This is a genomic window from Qipengyuania sp. R86523 (assembly GCF_044596365.1).
Lineage (GTDB): Bacteria > Pseudomonadota > Alphaproteobacteria > Sphingomonadales > Sphingomonadaceae > Qipengyuania > Qipengyuania citrea.
In genome coordinates this window covers 1,978,594-2,000,236 of record NZ_CP138997.1, presented here as the reverse complement: position 1 = coordinate 2,000,236, position 21,643 = coordinate 1,978,594, and the positions used below count along the sequence as shown (strand labels likewise).

Sequence of the window (21,643 nt, the reverse complement as noted above, 5' to 3'; positions counted from 1 at the left end):
GTTCAGCTGTCGGCCAGTTCCGACACCGGGGCGGCTGGAGTGATCCAGCCGCCTTTTTCGTGCGTGACCAGCCAGATCCGAATCGCGCCGGCCAGCCCGGGCGGCGTATCCGCACGGATGCGTTCGGCGTCGATCTGCGCCACCAGCGCGTTGATCGACTGGTTGCGCATCCGCGCTGCAGTGGTGAGCTTTTCCCAGAACAGGGGTTCGAGGCTGATCGAGGTACGGTGGCCGTCGATGCGGACCGAGTATTTCTTCGGCGGGTGATAGGGGGGAGTCATCGGCGCCCCCTCTACATATCCGCAGCGCTCGCACCACGATTTTTTTCGCGAGAGGCCCCGGAACGTTCCCGGGGCGCGGCGGGAGGGTGCGCCTCGGCGCACCCGATCAATACATGTGCTGTCCGCCATTGATGCTCATCGTCGAACCGGTGACGAATTCGGCGTGTTCGGAGCACAGGAAGCTTACCCCGCGGGCGATCTCGCTGGCGCGGCCGAGCCGGCCGACGGGGATCTTGGCGACGATCTTTTCCAGCACCGGCTCGGGCACCGCGGCGACCATTTCGGTGTCGATATAGCCCGGCGCAATGGCGTTGACCGTGATCCCGAAGCGCGCGCCTTCCTGCGCCAGCGCCTTGGTGAAGCCGTGGATCCCGCTTTTGGCGGCGGCGTAATTGACCTGGCCGTATTGTCCCGCCTGGCCGTTGATCGACCCGATGTTGACGATCCGGCCCCAGCCGCGTTCCTTCATTCCCGCGAAAGTGGCCTTGGCGGTGTTGAAGCAGCCGCCCAGATTGGTGCGCATGACCGCGTCCCAATCGTCATAGCTCATTTTCAGCAGCGTGCCGTCGCGGGTGATGCCGGCATTGTTGACGACCACGTCGATCGGCCCGTGTTCCCGTTCGATCCGGGCGCAGGCCTCATGGACCGCGTCGGGATCGCCGACATCGAAGCGCGCGGTGGGCAGGCCCGTCTCCTCGGTGAACCGCGCCGCCGCGTCGGTGTTGCCCGCGTAATTGGCAATGACGGTGAACCCGCGCTCGTCGCGCAGCCGTTCGCAGATCGCGCGGCCGATCCCGCGCGTGCCCCCGGTTACGATAGCCACCCGTGACATAGATTTCCCCCCAACTTGCCGTAGCGTTCGCGCAGACTAAGCGAGCGGAGCCGATCGCGCCAAGCGCTTTGTCCGCGCGCGGGGCGCGTGCAGACGTATTTACCGGATGGGGCGGAGCCTAAAAGCTGACGCGGGTGCCGACGTAGACGGCCTGGTCGTCTTCGACCCCGTCGGTCAGCGGCGCGAGGCGGTTGCTGTCCTTGGACAGGCGCACGCCGGCGGTCACGTTGAGATTGCCGACCACGCGGTAGGACGTGCTGAGATCGACGCTCTGGTTGCCCATGCCTTCGAGCGTGCGCGGTGCACGGCCGGCATTGTCCTGCTTCTCGAGCGCGAGCCGCGAATCGAACCGCCCAGGTTTTGCCGGCTTGTCACCCTTGTCGGGCGCGAAATTGGCGAGATCGGGCATGCCCATGTCACGCAGGCCGACCGAAACGGTGGCCGGCTTGGCGGTCTGCGCGAAGCTCTGGTAGCCGCGCGAGATGCCCAGATTGTAGCTGGTCGGGCTGATCGCGAGCACGCGTTCGGCGCTGCCGGCGGTGCCCACCGAATCGATTGCCGTGCGCACCGACATGGCCCGCGCCGTGGCATCGTCCACCCGTACCGCGACGGTGACGGTGCGGTCTTTCGCCAGTCCCGACTTGTTCGCAGGGGTGAAGCGCAGCCCGTCTTCGCCGATCAGGGCAGCGACGCGTGCGGCCAGCCGCGGATCCGAATTGGCGGGCGTGAAGGGGAGGTAGGATACGGTTTCGGGCAGGGCTTCGGCCCCGTCGGCCTGCACCACGGCGAGACCGGCGGCGGGAATGGTCAGCGCCAGACCGGCAGCAATAAGCGCTGCCGGAACGAACCGCGTCTTGCCCTGATCTGTACCCGAACGTGCCATTGCGAACCCGCACCCTTCATCTTCAGGAACTTCAAGTCACAGGTCCGCTGAACGGTTCCTGTATTTCTGCACAAGCGCAGCCGAGTCCTGTCTGTTCTCCGGCCATGGTACCAGCGGGCGGTGCCTTGGCCAGCTTTTCCACAGCATCTGCGACAGTTTCGCAAAAGGTGTTGCGGTTTGCCCACAAGCGCGGTGGCAAAGTGCCTGCCAGCGGAATTTTCCGGCTCTTCCCGGTAACTTATCGAATGCCGCAAGCAGCATGGGCGATGCCCTCCGCGCTCTGGAACGCCCCGCGATGCACGGCCGCTGCGGAGCGGCGGCCTGCTCGCCCGGCATACGATGATCGCGGCATGCCGCCGTGCGAATTCAGGCGGCATTCAGTGGCATGGAGGCCAGACGGGCACTGTGCCGCGCGGGACGAACGCTTGCCCGTGCGCGCGCAGTCTTTATAGAGCCGGGAACGTCAGTGATACCAAGGATCGACATGAGCGCCTTTGCAACCATTCGCCGCCCTGCAACCTTTGCCGTTGCGATTGCCGCCACGGTCGGCCTCGCGGCATGCGGCGGCGGGCGTGAACGGCCGCAGGCGGACATGGCGGCGGCGCAGGTCACTACGATCGGCGTCAATTCCTACCTCTGGCGCGCGGCGCTCGATGCGCTCAGCTTCGCCCCGCTGCTGCAGGCGGACAGCAATGGCGGCGTGATCGTCAGCGACTGGTACGCCAATCCCAGCAACCCGGGCGAACGGGTCAAGGTGACGGTGACGATCCTCGATTCGGACCTGCGCGCCGACGCGCTGCGCGTGGCGGCGAGCCGCCAGGTCAACCAGTCGGGCAACTGGGTCGACGCACCGGTCCAGGCGGCGACCGTCCAGCGGCTGGAAGACATCATCCTGACCAAGGCCCGCGAACTGCGCCGCGAAGCGGTGAGCTGATCGCGGGGGCGCAACCGGAAAAGCGCCTTCCCATAGCCCGCAAAATCCGTAAACGCCGCTCGCATGAGCAGCGAAACCCGTTTCGATCCCGCCCGCGCCGATGCGCGCTGGCAAAGCGCGTGGGAACAGGCGCAGACCTTCCGCGCGGATAGCGATTCCCCCAAGCCCAAGAGCTACGTGCTCGAGATGTTTCCCTATCCTTCGGGGCGCATCCATATCGGCCATGTGCGCAATTACACGATGGGCGACGTGCTGGCGCGCTACAAGAAGGCGGTGGGGCACGAGGTGCTGCACCCGATGGGCTGGGACGCCTTCGGCATGCCCGCCGAAAATGCGGCAATGGAAAAGGGCGTCCATCCGGGCGGCTGGACCCGCGACAATATCGAACACATGAAGGCGCAGCTGAAGCGCCTCGGCTTCGCGCTCGACTGGTCGCGCGAGCTGGCGACCTGCGAACCCGATTACTACGGGCACGAGCAGGCGCTGTTCATCGATCTCTACGAAGCGGGCCTCGTCTATCGCAAGGAAAGCGAGGTCAATTGGGACCCGGTCGACATGACCGTGCTCGCCAATGAACAGGTGATCGACGGCAAGGGCTGGCGCAGCGGCGCCGAGGTCGAGAAGCGCAAGTTGAACCAGTGGTTCCTCAAGATCACCGATTTCGCCGAAGAGCTGCTCGAAGGGCTCGGCAGCCTCGAGAACTGGCCCGACAAGGTCAGGCTGATGCAGGAAAACTGGATCGGCAAGTCCAAGGGGCTCGAATTCGCTTTCGATCTGTCGAATGGCGACACGCTGCCGGTCTACACCACGCGGCCCGACACGATCTTCGGGGCGAGCTTCGTCGCCGTTGCCGCCGACCATCCGGTCGCGCAAGCGGTCGACAGCGTCGAGGCCCGCGCCTTCATTGCCGAATGCAAGAAGGGCGGCACCACGGCGGCCGAACTCGAAACCGCCGAGAAGCTGGGTTTCGATACCGGGATCACTGCCAAGCACCCGTTCACCGGCGCAGACCTGCCCGTCTATATCGCGAACTTCGTGCTGATGGATTACGGCACCGGCGCGATCATGGCGGTACCGGGCCACGACCAGCGCGATTTCGAATTCGCCACCAAATACGGACTGCCGATCCCCCGGGTCGTCGCGCCCAGCGCCGATCAGGCGAACAAGCCCTTCGACGGCGAGGCCGAGGCGGGCGAGGGCGTGCTGGTCAATTCGGACTTTCTCGACGGGATGGAAGTCGAGGACGCCAAGCGCGCAATCATCGCGCGCATCGAGGAACAGGGATGCGGCAGCGGCAAGACCGTGTGGCGGCTGCGCGACTGGGGTGTGTCGCGCCAGCGGTACTGGGGCACGCCGATCCCCTTCATCCATTGCGAGAAATGCGGCGTGGTCCCCGCGCCCAAGGACAGCCTGCCGATCACGCTGCCCGAGGATGTCGATTTCCGGACCCCCGGCAATCCGCTGTTGCGCCATCCCACTTGGAAACATGTCGATTGCCCCAAATGCGGCGGGAAGGCGGAACGCGAGACCGACACGCTCGACACTTTCGTCGACAGTTCGTGGTATTTCCTGCGCTTCGCCAGCCAGCCTGCCGACAAGCCGTTCGACAGGGACGAGATCGCCAAGTGGCTGCCGGTCGAACAGTATATCGGCGGGATCGAACACGCGATCCTGCACCTGCTCTATGCCCGGTTCTGGACCCGCGCACTGGCGCATATGGGCCAGATCGACGTGACCGAACCCTTCGCCTCGCTGTTCACGCAGGGCATGGTCACGCATGAGACCTACAGCCGCAAGGACGGGAGCAAGACGCTCTACTTCGCGCCGGACGAGATCAGCCGCGAAGCCGAACGCGCGCTGCTCAAGGCAGATGGCGGCGCGGTCGAGATCGGCCGCGTCATCAAGATGTCCAAGTCGAAGAAGAACGTGGTCGACCCCGACACCATCGTCGACACCTATGGCGCCGACGCGGTGCGCTGGTTCATGCTGTCCGACAGCCCCCCCGAACGCGACCTGCCGTGGTCCGAAGCCGGGATCGAGGGCTGCAGCCGTTTCGTGCATCGCCTGTGGCGCTTGTTCGCGGCCCATGACGCAGGGGCCGAAGGCGAGGACAAGCCGCTGCTGCGCAAGATGCACCAGACGGTCGCGGCGGTGGCCGAGGACATCGAATCGCTGGGTTTCAATAAGGCGGTGGCGCGGATCTACGAACTGACCGGCGCGGTCGAGAAGGCGCAGCCTTCGGCCAGCCGGTCGGCCGCGATCCGCACGCTGGTGCAACTGGTCGCGCCGATGATGCCGCATCTGGCCGAGGAAGCCTGGGCGTCGCTGGGCGCCGATGGCCTGGTGGCCGATGCCGCCTGGCCCGCAGTCGATCCCGCGCTGCTGGTCGAGGACGAGGTCACCATCGCGGTCCAGCACAAGGGCAAGCTGCGCGACACGCTGACCGCGCCCAAGGGCGCTTCGAAGGCAGATCTCGAAGCAATGGCGCTGGCCTCGGAAAAGGTGCAGCGTTCGCTCGACGGGGCGGAAATCCGCAAGGTCATTGTGGTGCCCGACAGATTGGTGAATATCGTCACTTGATGCGCATCGTTTTCGCCTGCCTCTCCCTTTGCACGCTCTCGGCCTGCGGTCTGTCGCCCATGTATGCGGGCGGCGGCAGCGGCGCGGTCGCGCAATCCATGGCCGCGATCGAGGTCGCGCCGATCGAAGGGCGGGCCGGCTGGCTGGTCCGCAGTGCGCTCGAGGAACGCTTCGGCGCAGCAGGCATGGTCAGCCCGCAATACCGGATCGATGTCCGGCTCGACGACCAACTCGAAGGGCTCGCCGTGCTGCGCGACGATACGATCAGCCGCGAACGGCGGACGCTGCGGGCGCGCTATCAGCTGGTCGACCTCGCCACGGGCGAGATCCTGCTCGACGCGACCGATGGCTCGGATGCCGGGATCGACGTGGTGTCGAGCGAATATGCGGTTATTGCCGCTGAACAGACCGCGCTGCAGAACCTGTCGCAGGATCTTGCGCAGCGGATGGTGACGCGGATCGCGCTGGCCTTGCGGCGGCAGGGCGACGCGGCACAGTGAAGCTCAGCAACCGCGATTTCGCGGCCAAGGGACGCAGCGCCGCCCAGGGCTGCGGCATTTTCTTTTTCTGCGGACAGGACGAAGCGGGCGCGAGTGCGGCGGCCAACGACCTCGTGACCTGGCTGCCCGAACCGGGCGAACGCGTCGAAATGTCGGGTGCCGAGCTGCGCAGCGATCCCGCGCGGCTGGGCGACGAGGCACGGACCAATTCGCTGTTCGGCGACCAGCGGCATATCTGGGTGCGGGCCAACGGCGACGAGGCGCATGAAGCGCTCAAGGTGCTGGTTGAAACCAGCGAAGCGGGCGGCGGCGAGGCTTGCCCGGTCATCGTGATCGCCACCTCGGCCACCGACAAGTCGCGCTCCGCCAAGCTGCTCGAAAAGCGCAAGGATGCGCTGGTGGCGATGTTCTATCCACCCGACCTGCAATCGGTCACCCGCAGCGTGCGCGGCCTTGCCGACGGGGCGGGGGTGCGCCTGGGCGGCAACCTGGCCGAACGGATTGCACGCGCGGCCAATCTCGACGTGCGGCTGGCAAAGAGCGAGGTCGAGAAGCTGGCGCTCTATCTCGATGCCACAGCGCAGAGCCCGCAGAGCGCCGGCGCGGAAGACCTCGATGCGATCGGCGCGGCGAGCGAGGACGATGGCTTCACCCCGCTGGTCAATGCGGTGATGGGCGGACAGGCGGCCAAGGTAGGCACCGAACTGGCGCGGATGAAGCAGCTCGGGCTCAACCCTGTCGGAGTGCTTCTGGCATTCGAACGCCGGGCGGCGCAGCTCGCGCGCATCGCCGCCGCGCTGGGCCCGCGGTCTTTCGGCGATCTCGACCGCGGCGAGGAAGCGCGGCTGGGGATCTTCTTCAAAGAAAAGCGCGACATCGGCCAGCAGCTGGCGCTGTGGCGGCACGGCGACAAGCTGGGCCGGCTGACCCAGAGGCTGGTGACGCTGCACCGTGAATTGCTGACCAACAGCCAGGCTGCCGAATTGCTGCTGGCGCAGGGTCTCGCCGATATCGCCCGCGTTGCCGGGGCACGGGCGCGCTAGGCGCGCCGCAGCCGGCTCAGTTCTCGGGGACCGAGAAGCTGCCGGTTACGCGGCCGCCCGACTGGCCTTCGCCCGTAACCGAGGACGAGCCGCTGGCGCGGCCGTCGACGCTCGACACGCCGGAGGCCAGATCGATCACCAGCCGTCCCCCGTTGAGCGTATCGCCCCCGCGGTTGAGCCGAACATTGCCGGCCATGGTGATGATCCGGCGGTTGAAGTCGTAGACCGCGGTATCGCCGCGCGCGCGCTCGTTGCCGCGCGATACGGTTACCCCGCCGGTCGCCATGATCCGCTGGATGCTGAGGCTGCCGGCGTCCGAGTAGCTGACGATCGTGCGCGCTGCGGACAAGCCGAGCCCGGCCTGCGTGATCTGAACATTGCCCGACAGGACGACGCGGTTTTCCCGGTCCTGCAATTCGATCCGGTCGGCGGCATAGGAAACCGGCGCGTTCGAATTGTGCGAGGCGATCGCCTGCGCCGACAGCTGGATGCCGGCGAAACCTGCGGCGGTGACGGCAAACGATCCGATGCCCCAGCGGGCGATGGTGGAGAGCAGGGGCTTCATCAGGGCATCCTCAGCTTGCCGGGCTCCATGCGCAGCCGCGCATTGCCCGTCAGGGTAACGGTGCGCGCCGACAGATCGGCGGTCAAGCGATCGGCGCTGAACGTCCCGGCGGGAATCGCGCCTTCGACGCCCCCCGCACCGACGAGTTGCTTGGTTTCGAGATCGACCGAGACATCGCGCGCCATCATGCGGTAGCCATCCGCCGCGATCATCCGCATCGGTCCGGTCACCGCCACGGTGTCTTCGTCGATATCGTAGAGCCCGGCCTGCGCGCTCAGGCGCGCGGGACCTTCCTCGAGCAGCAACCGCGCGACGAGATCGTTCATCCTGACGATGCCCTCCGCGCTCGAGCGCTGGACCGCTTCGCCGGCAGTCAGCGAAAAGGGCCGGCCCTGGTTGTCGGCGCCGCGGTAGAGCGCGTTATCGACGCGCAGCCGGTCCTCGATCACCGCGACCTTGTTCCGGTCGAGCAGGAAGCTGATCTCGCCGCGCGGGCTGAGCGGGGTGATCACCATCAGCGCGGCGAGCACGCCGACGCCCATCGGCAACACGCGGGCCAGCACGGCGACCAGCCGGTCGTGCGAGCCGCCGGGCTCGGCCCAGAGGCGGCGTTCGCCGCGGCGCTCCTTCGCCTCCTGGGTTTCGATCCTGCGCTGCCGCAATGCCATGTGTCCCGCCAACCCGCGTGATCCTTACATGTGGCTGAAAATATCGTGATCCGCCCAGCCGGCGACATCGAGCCGCGCGCGGGTGGGCAGGAAATCGAAGCAGGCCTGCGCCATTTCGGTACGGCCTTCTCGCGCCAGCCGGCGGTCCAGCTCTTCCTTCATGCGGTGCAGGTAGCGCACGTCGCTTGCGGCATAGTCGCGCTGCGCGTCGTTGAGGTCGGGGCCGCCCCAGTCGCTCGACTGCTGTGCCTTGGAAATGCTTTCGCCGAGCAGTTCCTCGACCAGCATCTTGAGCCCGTGGCGGTCGGTATAGGTACGGACCAGCTTGCTGGCGATTTTGGTGCAATAGCAGGGCGTCGCTTCCACCCCGAGGTAATATTCGATCGCGGCGAGGTCGAAGCGCGCGAAATGGAACAGCTTGAGCCGTGCGGGATCGGCCAGCACCGCCTTGAGATTGGGCGCGTCGTAATCGCTGTCGGGCGCAAAGCGGACAAGGTGCTCGTCGCCCTTGCCGTCGCTGATCTGGACGACGCACAGCCGGTCGCGGATCGTGACAAGACCCATGGTTTCGGTATCGACGGCCACGGGGCCATCAGCGAGGACGCCTGCGGGGAGGTCTTCTTCGTGGAAATGCACTGCCATGGCCGAGGCCTTAGGCGCATCGGGGATTGCTGGGAAGGGGGTGCTGGCGCGCGCCTGCGCAGCGGCCTACTCCTGCTGCCATGGCAAGCGATGCGATCCCCGAAAGCTGGCGGCCCGTACTCGAACCCGCGCTAGCGGCGCCCGAGGTCCGGCAACTGGGCGGTTTCCTGGTGGCCGAGGAAGCTGCAGGCAAGCCGGTCTATCCGCCGCAGGGGTGCCGGCTGAAGGCGCTGGAGCTCACCCCGCTCGACAGCGTCAAGGTGGTGATCCTGGGGCAGGACCCCTACCACGGGCCGGGGCAGGCGATGGGGCTGTCCTTTGCGGTTCCCGAAGGCGTGAAGGTCCCGCCGAGCCTGGCGAACATCTATAAGGAGCTGGAAGCCGACCTGGGCATCGCGTGCCCCGCGCATGGCGACCTGAGCGCCTGGGCGCGCCGCGGCGTGCTGCTGCTCAACAATACGCTGACGGTCGAAGGCGGCAAGGCCGCAAGCCATGCCGGGCGCGGCTGGGAAACGGTCACCGATGCCTGCGTCGCTGCAGTGGCGGCGCGCGCGGAGCCCAGCGTGTTCATCCTCTGGGGCAGCCATGCGCAGGCCAAGGCGAAACGCATCGAAGGACTGCGTGCCGGGCAGCACTGCGTGATCGAAAGCCCGCATCCCAGCCCGCTCTCGGCCTATCGCGGGTTCTTCGGTTCGCGCCCCTTCAGCCGCGCGAACGCATTCCTGACAGAGCGTGGCCGCGCCCCGGTCGACTGGCAGGTCTAGCTGCCCCAAGGCGGAGCCGCTTGCCATGGGCCGGCGCGTATAGGACAGTCGCGCTCCACTCTGGGAGTACGAGCGATGAAGGCGGTTTTCCGGGCAGGCGCGGCACTCGCGGCTTTGGGCATGGCGGTTCCGGGCGCCGCAGGTGCGCAGGATGCCCCGCCGGTCGGCGCCGAGGCGCTCGATCCGGCGAAGGCCGCCGCCCTGGGTGAGGCGATGCGCGCTGCCGAACTGTGGATCGACGGGCAGCGGCGGTATCGCAGGATTCCCGCAATCTCGGCCGCGCTGGTGCGGGGCGATGCCACCGTCTGGGCGAAGGGCTTCGGCACCACCGACCGCGCGGGCCGGATCCCGGCGACGCCCGATACGATCTATTCGATCTGTTCGATTTCCAAGCTGTTCACCACCGTTGCGCTGATGCAGCAGTGGGAACGCGGCACGGTCGCTCTCGACGCGCCGATCGAACGCTATCTTCCCTGGGCCCGGCTGGCCGACGACCCGCGGGACAGCGTGCCGATCACGCTGCGCGGCCTGCTGACGCATTCGGCCGGCCTGCCGCGCGAAGCCGACTTCCCCTATTGGACTGGGCCCGACTTCGCCTTCCCTTCCCAAGCGCAGGTCCGCGTGGCGATTCGGGAGCAGACGCCGCTCTATCCCGCATCGACCACCTGGCAATATTCGAATCTCGGGCTCACGCTGGTGGGCGAAACCGTCGAGGCGGTCAGCGGCACGCCCTATGCCGATTATGTCGACGCCAATATCCTCGGCCCGCTGGGACTGGACGATACGCGTGCCGGCATTCCTGCGCAGCTCTATGGCCAGCAGATGGCCGTCGGCTGGGGCGCGCTCGAAGCCGACGGCACGCGGCCCGAGGTCGGCCTGTTCGATCCGGCGGGGATCACGCCTGCGGCGGGCTTCACCGCCAGCGTGGCCGATCTCGCCAAATTCGCTAGCTGGACCTTCCGATTGGCGAGCAGCGGCGAGGAAGAAGTGCTGCGCCCCTCGACCCTGCGCGAGATGCAGCGCGTCCATTATATCTCGCCCGATTGGGAAACGAGCTGGGGCCTCGGCTTCTCCGTCCGGCAGGAAGGCGGCACCACGGTCGTTGGCCATGGCGGCGCGTGCCCGGGTTATCGCAGCGTGCTGATGCTGGCGCCGTCGGAAGGCACGGGCGTGGCCGTGGCGATGAATGCGATGGATGATCCCGGCGGCATCGCCCGCGGGATTGCCGCGCTGGTCAAGGCCCGGGGCGAAGCGGCGCCGTTCGACCCCGTCGCGGGGGTCGATCTGGCAGATTATGCCGGCGTGTATAGCGGCCAGCCGTGGGATTCGGATTTCATGCTGATTCCCTGGGCCGGCGGGCTGACCTGGCTCGATCCCGATGCGGTCGAGCCTGCCCGCGCGCTGTGGCGCCTGAAACCGCTGGGCGGTGACCGCTTCCGCGTGGTGACCGACAAGGGGGCCGAACGCGAGGCGGTGACTTTCGAACGCGATGCAGCCGGGCAGGTCCGCGCGATCCGCCGGCACGCGAACCTTTCCCCCCGGCTGCGCGGCCTCTAGCTCAGAAGATCGAATAGCCGCCGTCGATCACCACCGAATCGCCGGTGTGGAACTTGCTCGCATCGCTGGCGAAATACACGGCCATGCCGGCGAAATCCTCGCCCTCGCCCCAGCGCCGCATCGGCACGCGGCCAATCGCCTTGTCGTTGAACGCATCCCAGTTCTGCAACCGCTCGGTCATTTCGGTGGCGATCCAGCCGGGCAGGATCGCATTGGCGCGGATGCCGTGGCGCGCCAGTTCGACTGCGGTACCGCGGACCATCGCCAGTACGCCTGCCTTGGTCGCGGCATAGGCCTGGTTCTGCGGCGCGCCATGGATCGCCGACACGCTCGATGTGACCAGCAGCGATCCGCCCTTGTCGCCTTCCTCGGCGCGCGCGACCATGTGCCTCGCCGCTTCGCGAAAGGTCCAGAACACCGCATCGAGATTGACCGCGGTGACCTTGCGCCACTGCTCGGTCGTCTGTTCGGTCAGCGGCGCGCCGCCGCCCACGCCGGCATTGGCGATGCAGCTGTCGATCCGGCCTAGGCGTGACAGGCTTTCGGCCATCGCATCGACCACCGCCTGTTCATCGGCAACATCGACCTCCAGCGCCTCCACGCGCGTACCATGCGCTTTGAGCCGTTCGAGCGCGGCGGCGTTCTTGTCCGCATTGCGCCCCCAGATCGCGACGTCGGCGCCCGCTGCCGCAAGCCCTTCGGCCATGCCCAGGCCGATACCGCCATTGCCGCCGGTGACCACTGCCGTCTTGCCGGTCAGGTCGAAGGGTTTGAAAGCCATATTTGCGTCTCCTCTCGCTCGGCGCGCAGTGAAGGGCAGCGGGCGAAAGATTGCAAGATGCAACTTGTTCGCTAGGCTGGCAGGATGACCGACCTCATCCTGACCGAGATCGCCGACGGCATTGCCACCGTCACGCTCAACCGCCCCGAAGCGATGAATGCCCTGTCGAAAGCGCTGCGCCATCATCTCTACGAGGTGATGACCGCGCTGGATGCCGATGACGGTGTGCGGGCAGTGATCCTCACCGGCGCGGGGACGCGGGCGTTTACTGCCGGGCTCGATCTCAAGGAACTGGGATCGCAGGAAGGCGCATTGGGCGCAGCCAATGCCGAGGGGGCGGACGAAAACCCGGTCAAGGCGATCGAAAGCTGCCGTAAGCCGGTGATCGGCGCGATCAATGGCGTGGCGATCACCGGTGGGTTCGAAGTCGCGCTCGCCTGCGACGTGCTGATTGCCAGCAGCAACGCGCGCTTCGCCGATACGCATGTGCGGGTCGGCGTGGTGCCGGGCTGGGGGCTGTCGCAGAAACTCAGCCGGATGATCGGCATCAGTCGCGCCAAGGAGCTCAGCTTTACCGGCAATTTCCTCGATGCCGCCACGGCCGAACGCTGGGGGCTCGTCAACCGCGTGGTCGCGCCGGAGTCGCTGCTCGCGGAGGCGCGCCGCCTGGCCGCCGACATGGCAAGCGTCGACCCCGCCTTCCTTGCCGGATACAAGCGGCTGATCGACGAAGGCTATGCCGCCAGTTTCGGCGAGGGGCTGGCGATCGAACACCGGCAGTCCTCGGCCGCCAACAGCGCCGTGCGCCCCGCCGAGCTCGAAGCCCGCCGCGCCGCCGTCCAGGCGCGCGGCCGCACGCAGGGATAGCCGCGCGAAGCCGCTACCCCGCGATTGGTTAGCGCGGCAGTTCGGTTGCGCCCATCAGGGCCAGGTCGACGGCGCGGGCGCATTGCCGGCCTTCGCGGATCGCCCACACCACCAGGCTCTGCCCGCGCCGCATGTTGCCGCAGGAGAACACATTGGCTTCGCTGGTGAGATACCAGTCGGTGTCCGCCGCGACATTGCCGCGCCCGTCCAGATCGACTCCCGCCCGGTCGAGGAGGCCGCGCCGCTTGGGACCGGTAAAGCCCATGGCGAGCAGGATCAGGTCGGCCTTGAGCGTGAACGTGCTGTCGGCCACTTCCTGCATGCGGCCGTCTTTCCATTCGACCCGTACGCATTCGAGCCCTGAAACAACGCCGTTTTCCTCGATCACGCGCTTGGTCAGCACCGCCCAGTCGCGGTCGACGCCTTCCTCGTGGCTCGACGAGGTGCGCAGCTTGAGCGGCCAGTCGGGCCAGGTCAGCGCCTTGTCTTCCTTTTCGGGCGGCTTGGGCATGATCTCGAGCTGGGTGACGCTGGCTGCGCCCTGCCGGTTGCTGGTGCCCACGCAGTCGCTGCCCGTGTCACCGCCGCCAATCACGATGACATGCTTGCCCGTTGCGGTCAGGCTGCCACGCGGCGCGGCGCGGACTTCGTCGTCGCCCGCGTTGCGCTTGTTCTGCTGGGTCAGGAATTCCATTGCCAGCCGCACGCCGTCGAGTTCGGAACCCGGGATGTCGAGCATACGGGCTTCTTCCGAACCCCCCGCAAGCACCACCGCGTCGAAATTCTCCTTCAGCGCCTGGAAGCTCACTTCGACCCCGACTTCGCTCGAAGTGCGGAACTGGACGCCTTCGGCCTCCATCTGCACCGCGCGGCGGTTGATCAGGTGCTTTTCCATCTTGAAGTCGGGAATGCCGTAGCGCAGCAATCCGCCGATCCGGTCGCTCTTCTCGAACACGGTGACTGCATGGCCCGCGCGGGCCAGCTGCTGTGCGCAGGCCAGGCCGGCAGGCCCGCTGCCGATCACCGCGACCGACTTGCCGGTGCGCTGTTCGGGCAGCTGCGGCTTGACCCAGCCTTCGTCGAAGCCGCGGTCGATGATTGCGCATTCGATGCTTTTGATCGTTACCGGCGAATCGACGATATTGAGCGTGCAGGCCGCTTCGCACGGGGCGGGGCAGACCCGGCCGGTAAACTCGGGGAAATTGTTGGTCGAATGGAGAACGTCGAGCGCGTTCTTCCAGTCGTCTTCATAGACGAGGTGGTTCCAGTCCGGGATGATGTTGTTCACCGGACAGCCGTTGTGGCAATAGGGAATGCCGCAGTTCATGCAGCGCGCCGCCTGCCGGCGCAGCTGCTCCTCGCTCAGCGGGACCACGAATTCCTTGTAATGCGTCAGCCGTTCTTCGGGATCGCGATAGGTGCGATCCTCGCGCTCGTATTCGAGAAAGCCGGTTTCCTTGCCCATGACCCTTACTCCGCCGCTTCCATCGCGGCCTGTTCGCGTTCGTCCTCGAGGGCCTTGAGCGCGCGCTGGTAGTCGCGCGGCATGACCTTGCGGAAATTGCCCAGTTCGGCGCTCCAATTGTCGAGCAGCTTCTTGGCCTTGGCCGAGCCGGTATGCAGGTGGTGGCGCTCGACCAGGATCTTGAGCCGTTCGGCATCGTGGTAGAGCGGATCGCCCATCCCGGCATTCTCGACCGTGACGGGCCGCTGCTGCGGGGCACCCCAGCTCTTGTCGGCGCCTTCGCCATCGCCCGACCGGACATCGAGCACATCGACCTGCGCCGGGTTGCACAGATCCACGAACCGGCGCTCGGGGTCGTAGACATAGGCGATCCCGCCGCTCATTCCGGCCGCGAAATTGCGCCCCGTTGCGCCCAGCACGCAGACGACGCCGCCCGTCATGTATTCGCAGCCATGGTCGCCCGTGCCCTCGACCACTGCGACCGCGCCCGAATTGCGCACTGCGAAGCGTTCGCCCGCGACACCTTCGAAATAGGCTTCGCCCGCGATCGCGCCGTAGAGCACGGTGTTGCCGACGATGATGTTGTCACCCGGTGCGCGCGGCGCCTCTTCGGGCTGGCGGACGATGATCCGTCCGCCCGACAGGCCCTTGCCGACATAGTCGTTGGCATCGCCCGTCAGGCTGATGGTGACGCCATGCGCGAGCCAGGCCCCGAAGCTCTGGCCGGCCACGCCGGTGAAGTCGATCCGGATCGTGTCCGCGGGAAGCCCGGCATGACCATGCGCTTCGGCGATCCGGCCCGACAGCATCGCGCCGACCGTGCGGTTCACATTGCGGATCGGGCGGGTGAGCTGCACTGCCTGCCCGCTTTCAATCGCGGGCTTGCAGGCTTCGATCAGTTCGACATCGAGCGCCGCCGCCAGGCCATGGTCCTGCCGCTCGGTCTGGAACAGCTCGCGCCCCTCCTCGAGCGGGACCGCGTGGAGCACGCGCTTGAGATCGACGCCGTGCGCCTTCCAGTGGCGTTCCACCCGGCGCATGTCGAGACGGTCGACGCGGCCGATCATTTCCTCGACCGTGCGGAAGCCCATCTCTGCCATGATCGCGCGCAATTCCTCGGCGACGAAGAAGAAGTAGTTGATGACGTGCTCAGGCGTGCCGGTGAAGCGCTTGCGCAGTTCGGGGTCCTGCGTGGCGACCCCGACCGGGCAGGTGTTGAGATGGCACTTGCGCATCATGATGCAGCCCGCCGCAATCAGCGGCGCGGTGGCGAAGCCGAACTCGTCCGCGCCGAGCAGCGCGCCGATCGCGACATCGCGCCCGGTCCGCAGCCCGCCGTCGACCTGCACCGCGATCCGGCTGCGCAGATCGTTGAGCAGCAGCGTCTGCTGCGTCTCGGCGAGGCCGATTTCCCATGGGCTTCCGGCATGCGTCAGGCTGGTCAGCGGGCTGGCGCCCGTGCCGCCGTCATAGCCCGAAATGGTGACGTGGTCGGCTTTGGACTTCGACACGCCCGCGGCAACCGTGCCGACCCCCACTTCGGACACCAGCTTGACCGAAATGCGCGCTTCGGGCTGGACGTTCTTCAGGTCGTGGATCAGCTGCGCCAGATCCTCGATCGAATAGATGTCGTGATGCGGCGGGGGCGAAATCAGCCCGACGCCGGGCGTCGCATGGCGCACCGCGCCAATCCGCTTGTCGACCTTGTGGCCGGGCAGCTGGCCGCCTTCGCCGGGCTTCGCGCCCTGGGCCATCTTGATCTGGATATCGTCCGAATTGACGAGATATTCGGTGGTCACGCCGAAGCGGCCGCTGGCGACCTGCTTGATCCGGCTGCGCATCGAATCGCCATTGTCGAGCGGCAGGAACCGTTCGGGCTCCTCGCCGCCTTCGCCGGTATTCGAACGGCCACCGAGGCGGTTCATCGCGATCGCCAGCGTCGAATGCGCTTCGTGGCTGATCGAGCCGAAACTCATCGCGCCGGTGCTGAACCGCTTGACGATCTCGGCGGCGGGTTCGACCTCGTCGAGCGACAGCGGCTGTTCGGCCGGGGTCAGTTCCATCAGCCCGCGAATGGTCAGCAGGCGTTCGCTCTGTTCGTTGATCGAACGCGCGAATTCCTCGTAATTCTTCGCGTCGTTGCCGCGCACGGCATGCTGCAATTGCGCGACCGATTGCGGGGTCCAGGCATGCGCTTCGCCGCGCAGGCGGTACTGGTAGATCCCGCCGACATCGAGCATGCCCTTGTACAGCGGATTGTTGCCGTAAGCCTGCGCGTGGCGCTGCACCGCTTCTTCGGCTACCTCGGCGAGGCCGATGCCTTCGATGGTGGTCGCGGTGCCGGTGAAATAGGTATCGATGAACTCGGAATTGAGCCCGACGGCGTCGAAGATCTGGGCGCCGCAATAGGACTGGTAGGTCGAGATGCCCATCTTGGACATGACCTTGAGAATGCCTTTGCCGACTGCCTTGACGTAGTTCTGGCGCACGTCCGCGGGATCGCGGTCGGGGAAGCGCTTGGCGCGCAGGTCCTCGAGCGTCTCGAACGCGACATAGGGGTTGATCCCCTCGGCGCCGTAGCCCGCCAGCGCGCAGAAATGATGCACCTCGCGCGCTTCGCCGGTTTCGATGACGAGGCCGGTTTGCATCCGCAGCCCCTGGCGCACCAGCTGGTGATGCACGGCGGCGGTCGCCAGCAGCGCGGGCATGGGAATGCGGTCCGGGCCCTGGCCGCGGTCGGACAGGATGAGGATGTTGGCATCGCCCAGCACCGCTTCGGTCGCCGCCCAGCACATTTCCTTGAGCGCCATGGCAAGCCCTTCGGCCCCGGTGCTGGCGTCCCAGGTGATGTCGATGGTGGCGGTGCGGAATGCCCCGTCGAGCGCGACTTCGACCGATCGGATCTTGGCCAGGCCTTCATTGGTGAGGATCGGCTGGCTGACTTCGAGCCGCTTGTGCGTACCGGCATCGCGCCCCAGCAAATTGGGCCGCGGACCGATCATCGACAGCAGGCTCATCACCAGTTCTTCGCGGATCGGATCGATCGGCGGATTGGTCACCTGGGCGAAGTTCTGCTTGAAGTAATCGTACAGCAGCCGGCTGCGGTCGGACAGCACCGCGATGGGGGTATCGGTGCCCATCGATCCGATCGGGTCTTCGCTGCCGCGGGCCATCGGCTCGAGGAAGCGGGACACGTCTTCCTGCGTGTAGCCGAACGCCTGCTGGCGTTCGAGCAGGCTGGTGGCGGTGGTCGGGATCTCGCTCAGATCGGGCTCGATATGGTCGAGGTCCTTGAGCTTGTACTGCGCCGCTTTGAGCCATTGCTCATAGGGTTGCGCATTGGCGAGCTCGGTCTTGAGCTCCTCGTCTTCGACGATGCGGCCCTGTTCGAGGTCGATCAGCAGCATGCGGCCCGGCTGAAGCCGCCATTTGCGCGTGATATCGGCATCGTCGAACGGCAGCACGCCGCTTTCCGACGCCAGCACGACGAGATCGTCCTTGGTGGTGCACCAGCGTGCCGGGCGCAGGCCGTTGCGGTCGAGACAGGCGCCGATCTGGCGCCCGTCGGTAAAGCACACCGCCGCCGGGCCGTCCCACGGCTCCATCAGCGCCGCGTGATATTCGTAGAATGCGCGGCGCGCCGGGTCCATCAGCGCGTTCTTCGCCCAGGCTTCGGGCATCAGCATCATCATCGCATGCGCGAGGCTGTAACCGCCCGTCACGAGCAGTTCGAGCGCGTTGTCGAGGCAGGCGGTGTCCGACTGGCCATGCGGGATCAGCGGCCACATCTTGTCGAGGTCCGAGCCGAGCAGCTCGCTTTCCATCGTCCGGCGGCGCGCTTCCATCCAGTTCACATTGCCGCGAACCGTGTTGATTTCCCCATTGTGCGCCATGAAGCGATAGGGGTGCGCCAGCCGCCAGCTGGGGAAGGTGTTGGTGCTGAAACGCTGGTGGACGAGGCCGAGCGCCGATACGCAATCGGGATCGCGCAGGTCATCGTAGAAGCTGCCCACCTGGTTCGCCAGCAGCAGCCCCTTGTAGACCACGGTGCGGCTCGAGAAGCTCGGGATGTAGGCAGTGGTCAGGCCCGGAAGGTCGTATTTGCCCTCGAGCGCAGCCAGCGGATTGAGCGTCTGCTTGCGAATCACCACCAGCTTGCGTTCGAACGCGTTGCCGTCGGGGCAGTTTTCGCCGCGCGCGATGATGCACTGGCGGATGACGGGCATCGAATTGATCACGGCCTTGCCGAGACCGTCGAGCGTGGTGGGAACGTCGCGCCAGCCGACCACGCGCTGGCCTTCCTTCTCGGCGAACCGCTCGAGCTGTTTCTCGACGAAATCGCGCGCCTCGTCCTGCGCGGGGAGGAAACACATCGCCACCGCATAATCGCCTGCCTGCGGCAGGTAGTGGCCGTGCTCGTCCGCCCATTTGCGGAACAGCGGGTCGGGCACCTGCAGCAGGATCCCAGCGCCGTCACCCAGCAGCGGATCGGCGCCCACCGCCCCGCGGTGGTCGAGATTGGCGAGGATTTTGAGCGCCTGGGTAACGATGTCATGGCTCTTCGCGCCCTTGATATGCGCGACCATGCCGACGCCGCAGGCGTCGTGTTCGTTACGCGGATCGTAAAGACCCGTGGCGGCTTGGGGCGGCGTGCGTCCCATGGGCGAAGCGTCCTTCTTCGGGCCCGCCGACCGGCCTCGCAGCGATGGCGGGGCGGCCGGGAGCATGGTCTGGCAGTGCCGCTGGCGACACCTGCAAAATTGCGCGAAGAAGCTTCATGCCGACAGCATCGAAATTTTGCAACTGCGAGACGCGTAGCAAAATTTCAGCCGTCGCAAGAATTACGCTGTATTGCGGGATTCCGTAACGGAAGGCCCCGGGTCAGCCCGTAGGGTTCAGTCGGGCTTCCCGATCCGGGTAAGCTTGTCGAGCGCGCGGCGCAGTTCGGCCTGCGGATCCTCTTGCTCCGGTTCGCCTTGAGCCACGTGGTGCTGTCCAGCTTCGCGCCCGGTTTCGCGCTGGAGGAATGCAACCACCGAATCGGCCGGCGCCCCGGCATCCTCATCGCCGGCCTTGCAGGCTGCCAGCGCGTCACCCAAGCGCTGGGTCAGTTCCTCGAGCGAGAGTTCGCTGAGCGAGGCCGGGGGGATCGATGGGTCCGCCGATTGCCAATCGCCTTCTCCGGCCATCCCGAAACCAGTTTCATCCGTCGCTTGGCGGGCGATGGGATAGTGATCCTCCTCCTCCTCCTCTGGGTCGGCAGGCGCGGTGATCGAAGGTTCGGGCGCGGAGGGCGGCAACTCGACCGGTTCTTCCGGATGGTCCAGCGGATCGTGTTCCGTCACGGTCCAGGCGTCATCGTCGCGGTCGCCGGATAGCGGGTCGGCCCATAGCTCGGTGGAGAACGGGTCTTGACCAGCCGGTTCGATATTCTCGAATTCGGCGTCCTGCGGCGCCGTTTCGACAGGATCGATCGCGAGCGGCGGAATGGCAGTCGGATCGCGGAAGGGAGCAATGCCTTCCTCGGCCAGATCCTCGCGCGGGTTGAACAGCCGCCGCGGCGCAGGTGCCGCTGCCGGCTCGGGCGGCGCGTGCGGGACGGGTGCGGCAGGCTCATCCACATCGCCCAGCCAGATCTTCGTTTCGGGCTCGGATTCGCTCGGGGCGTCTTCGACGGGATCATCTTCGCCATAGCTTGCATCAGTGAGCGCGGCGATGCGCCCCGCGATCGCCAGGCCGAGAAGCAGGCCGAGCAAGGCAGCGAGGGCCGATAGCGCCATCCGCAAGAGAGCGGGATCGGTCAGCACCGTGTCGAGCGCCAGCCGTTCGCCCAGTGACAGATGGACGGCAGCCGGCATGACGAAGAGGCCGAGACCCAGCAACAGCGCGAACCACGCGCCTACCGCCCATTTGAAAGCGGGGTGATTGCTGATCGGGGCAGGGTGATTCGCTGCGCTCATGGGATCCCGTTATAGACTAGGCAGGCGCTTATGCGGCTGCGGAAGAATTGGTTGCTAGCAGCTTTTGGTAAACATGCTGATAACCATCGATATTCCGCGCCCAGTCGTGGTGACGGGCAACATGCTCCCGGCCCGCCCGGCGCATGTCGGGCCACTTGTCGCGGGCATCGATGAACGCGGCCAGCGCGCCCGCGATCGCGGGCGGATCGCCGGGCGGGAACAACAGACCGGTGGTTCCAGCTTCGATCAGTTCGCGGTGGCCCCCGACATCGCTGGCCGCGACGATACGCTGCTGCGCCATCGCCTCGAGCGGTTTGAGCGGGGTGACCAGATCGGTCAGCCGAGAGCGTTTGCGTGGATAGGCGAGCACGTCGATCAGCGAATAATAGCGTTCGACCTCGGTATGCGGCACGCGTCCGGTGAAGACGATCGCGCCGGTCGCAGTCGAGGCCGCGGCCTGCGCGCGCAGCGCCGCATCCATCGGTCCGCCGCCCACCAGCAGCAGCTGGGCACCGGGGTGCCGCTCGCGCAGCGCGGGCAGCGCGGCGATCAGGTCATCGAGCCCCTCGTAATCGTAGAAGCTGCCGATAAAGCCGATCACCGGGCCTTCGCCGATACCGATTTCGCGCGCCAGCGCATCGTCGCGCGGGACGGGTTCGCCGAACAGCGACAGGTCGACACCGTTGGGCGACAGGGCGATCTTGCCTGCATCATGACCGCGCCCGACCAAGTCGGCACGCAGCCCTTCGCAGATCGTGAACACGGCTTCGGCCCCCGCGACCACGCGGTTTTCGAGCGCACGCGTGAGGCGGTACTTGAGCGATCCTTCGCGGCCCATGCCATTGCCGACCGCGGCATCTTCCCAGAAAGCGCGGATTTCATAGACCAGTGGCAGGCCCAGCCGCCGCGCCGCGCGCAGGCCGGCCATTCCGCACAGCGCGGGCGAATGGGCATGCAGGATATCCGGCTGCCAGTCGTGGGCGACGCGTTCGATCTGCTTGCGCAAGGTCTCGATCTCGCGCCATTCGCGCAGGCCGGGTGCCCCCCCCGGCGCAGGCGCAGCCGGCAGGCGTTCGAAAGTCAGTCCGTCGATCGTTTCCCGGGGCGGACCTTCGGCCGAATGCCGCGCGCCGGTAATCGCGCGCACTTCCACCCCCGCTTTCTGCAGGCTGGTGAGGATCGCACGCGTGCGGAACGTATAGCCCGATTGCAGCGGCAGCGAATGGTCGAGGATGTGAAGCACGCGGGTCATCGCGGGCCGATGTGTCACATTACGCTTAACGGCGCGTCAACTGCGATGCATTAGGAGCCGCTACGGAGA

18 protein-coding genes are annotated in these 21,643 nt (G+C 66.6%); 7 read left to right on the top strand and 11 right to left on the bottom strand.

What is annotated here, in order from left to right; all coding sequences use genetic code 11:
- Positions 1-2: 2 nt before the first annotated feature.
- From SJY12_RS09770 to SJY12_RS09760, 3 genes are all read right to left on the bottom strand, one after another.
- Positions 3-281: a ribbon-helix-helix domain-containing protein gene (locus tag SJY12_RS09770; RefSeq protein ID WP_050601597.1), complete on the bottom strand. Its 279-nt coding sequence runs from the start codon at positions 279-281 to the stop codon at positions 3-5.
- A 106-nt stretch (positions 282-387) separates the two neighbouring features.
- A complete protein-coding gene (phbB, locus tag SJY12_RS09765; RefSeq protein ID WP_348031185.1) occupies positions 388-1,113 on the bottom strand; it encodes an acetoacetyl-CoA reductase in 726 nt (241 codons plus the stop codon).
- Positions 1,114-1,231: 118 nt separating this feature from the next.
- Positions 1,232-1,996: a hypothetical protein gene (locus SJY12_RS09760; RefSeq protein ID WP_063506277.1), complete on the bottom strand. Its 765-nt coding sequence runs from the start codon at positions 1,994-1,996 to the stop codon at positions 1,232-1,234.
- Between the two features lie 484 nt (positions 1,997-2,480).
- On the opposite strand from SJY12_RS09760, the gene SJY12_RS09755 reads away from it, so the two are divergent.
- From SJY12_RS09755 to holA, 4 genes are all read left to right on the top strand, one after another.
- Positions 2,481-2,930 (top strand): DUF3576 domain-containing protein, encoded by a 450-nt coding sequence (locus SJY12_RS09755; protein ID WP_050601600.1) that lies wholly within the window; start codon positions 2,481-2,483, stop codon positions 2,928-2,930.
- A 63-nt stretch (positions 2,931-2,993) separates the two neighbouring features.
- The gene (gene leuS / locus SJY12_RS09750; protein WP_397505237.1) at positions 2,994-5,510 is read left to right on the top strand and encodes a leucine--tRNA ligase; all 2,517 of its coding nucleotides are present in this window, start codon (positions 2,994-2,996) and stop codon (positions 5,508-5,510) included.
- Entirely contained in the window at positions 5,510-6,010 is a 501-nt protein-coding gene (lptE, locus tag SJY12_RS09745) for an LPS assembly lipoprotein LptE (protein ID WP_160766157.1), read from the top strand. Before leuS ends, lptE begins: the two co-directional genes overlap by 1 nt.
- Entirely contained in the window at positions 6,007-7,053 is a 1,047-nt protein-coding gene (gene holA, locus SJY12_RS09740) for a DNA polymerase III subunit delta (protein WP_397505236.1), read from the top strand. The genes lptE and holA overlap by 4 nt, the downstream gene beginning before the upstream one ends.
- 16 nt (positions 7,054-7,069) lie before the next feature.
- Here the strand turns inward: holA and SJY12_RS09735 are convergent, their stop codons facing one another.
- From SJY12_RS09735 to SJY12_RS09725, 3 genes are read right to left on the bottom strand one after another with little or no spacing between them, the layout of a single operon-like run.
- Complete coding sequence (locus SJY12_RS09735; protein WP_063506281.1) at positions 7,070-7,618, bottom strand: LptA/OstA family protein; 549 nt, start codon at positions 7,616-7,618, stop codon at positions 7,070-7,072.
- Positions 7,618-8,286, bottom strand: a complete 669-nt coding sequence (lptC, locus tag SJY12_RS09730) for an LPS export ABC transporter periplasmic protein LptC (RefSeq protein ID WP_050601605.1) — start codon at positions 8,284-8,286, stop codon at positions 7,618-7,620. The genes SJY12_RS09735 and lptC overlap by 1 nt, the downstream gene beginning before the upstream one ends.
- A 24-nt stretch (positions 8,287-8,310) precedes the next feature.
- Positions 8,311-8,928 (bottom strand): ribonuclease D, encoded by a 618-nt coding sequence (locus SJY12_RS09725; protein ID WP_050601606.1) that lies wholly within the window; start codon positions 8,926-8,928, stop codon positions 8,311-8,313.
- An 80-nt stretch (positions 8,929-9,008) separates the two neighbouring features.
- Between SJY12_RS09725 and SJY12_RS09720 the strand changes: the two genes are divergently transcribed.
- Together SJY12_RS09720 and SJY12_RS09715 are read left to right on the top strand one after the other, a co-directional pair.
- A complete protein-coding gene (locus tag SJY12_RS09720) occupies positions 9,009-9,692 on the top strand; it encodes a uracil-DNA glycosylase (protein WP_397505235.1) in 684 nt (227 codons plus the stop codon).
- A gap of 75 nt (positions 9,693-9,767) precedes the next feature.
- The gene (locus tag SJY12_RS09715; RefSeq protein ID WP_397505234.1) at positions 9,768-11,249 is read left to right on the top strand and encodes a serine hydrolase domain-containing protein; all 1,482 of its coding nucleotides are present in this window, start codon (positions 9,768-9,770) and stop codon (positions 11,247-11,249) included.
- A 1-nt stretch (position 11,250) separates the two neighbouring features.
- Here SJY12_RS09715 and SJY12_RS09710 read toward each other — a convergent pair whose 3' ends face one another.
- Positions 11,251-12,030: an SDR family oxidoreductase gene (locus tag SJY12_RS09710; protein ID WP_348031173.1), complete on the bottom strand. Its 780-nt coding sequence runs from the start codon at positions 12,028-12,030 to the stop codon at positions 11,251-11,253.
- Positions 12,031-12,114: 84 nt separating this feature from the next.
- Here SJY12_RS09710 and SJY12_RS09705 point away from each other — a divergent pair, with 84 nt between their 5' ends.
- The gene (locus SJY12_RS09705) at positions 12,115-12,897 is read left to right on the top strand and encodes an enoyl-CoA hydratase (RefSeq protein WP_397505233.1); all 783 of its coding nucleotides are present in this window, start codon (positions 12,115-12,117) and stop codon (positions 12,895-12,897) included.
- A 28-nt stretch (positions 12,898-12,925) separates the two neighbouring features.
- On the opposite strand, the gene SJY12_RS09700 is transcribed toward SJY12_RS09705, so the two are convergent.
- The 4 genes from SJY12_RS09700 to SJY12_RS09685 all read right to left on the bottom strand — a co-directional run bounded on the left by SJY12_RS09700 (position 12,926) and on the right by SJY12_RS09685 (position 21,574).
- Positions 12,926-14,362: a glutamate synthase subunit beta gene (locus tag SJY12_RS09700; protein ID WP_397505232.1), complete on the bottom strand. Its 1,437-nt coding sequence runs from the start codon at positions 14,360-14,362 to the stop codon at positions 12,926-12,928.
- A gap of 5 nt (positions 14,363-14,367) precedes the next feature.
- Positions 14,368-19,023: a glutamate synthase large subunit gene (gltB, locus tag SJY12_RS09695; RefSeq protein WP_397505231.1), complete on the bottom strand. Its 4,656-nt coding sequence runs from the start codon at positions 19,021-19,023 to the stop codon at positions 14,368-14,370.
- Between the two features lie 234 nt (positions 19,024-19,257).
- The gene (locus tag SJY12_RS09690; RefSeq protein ID WP_397505230.1) at positions 19,258-20,322 is read right to left on the bottom strand and encodes a hypothetical protein; all 1,065 of its coding nucleotides are present in this window, start codon (positions 20,320-20,322) and stop codon (positions 19,258-19,260) included.
- A 28-nt stretch (positions 20,323-20,350) separates the two neighbouring features.
- On the bottom strand, positions 20,351-21,574 hold the full coding sequence (locus SJY12_RS09685; RefSeq protein WP_397506687.1) for a TIGR04063 family PEP-CTERM/XrtA system glycosyltransferase: 1,224 nt from the start codon (positions 21,572-21,574) through the stop codon (positions 20,351-20,353).
- Positions 21,575-21,643: the final 69 nt, after the last annotated feature.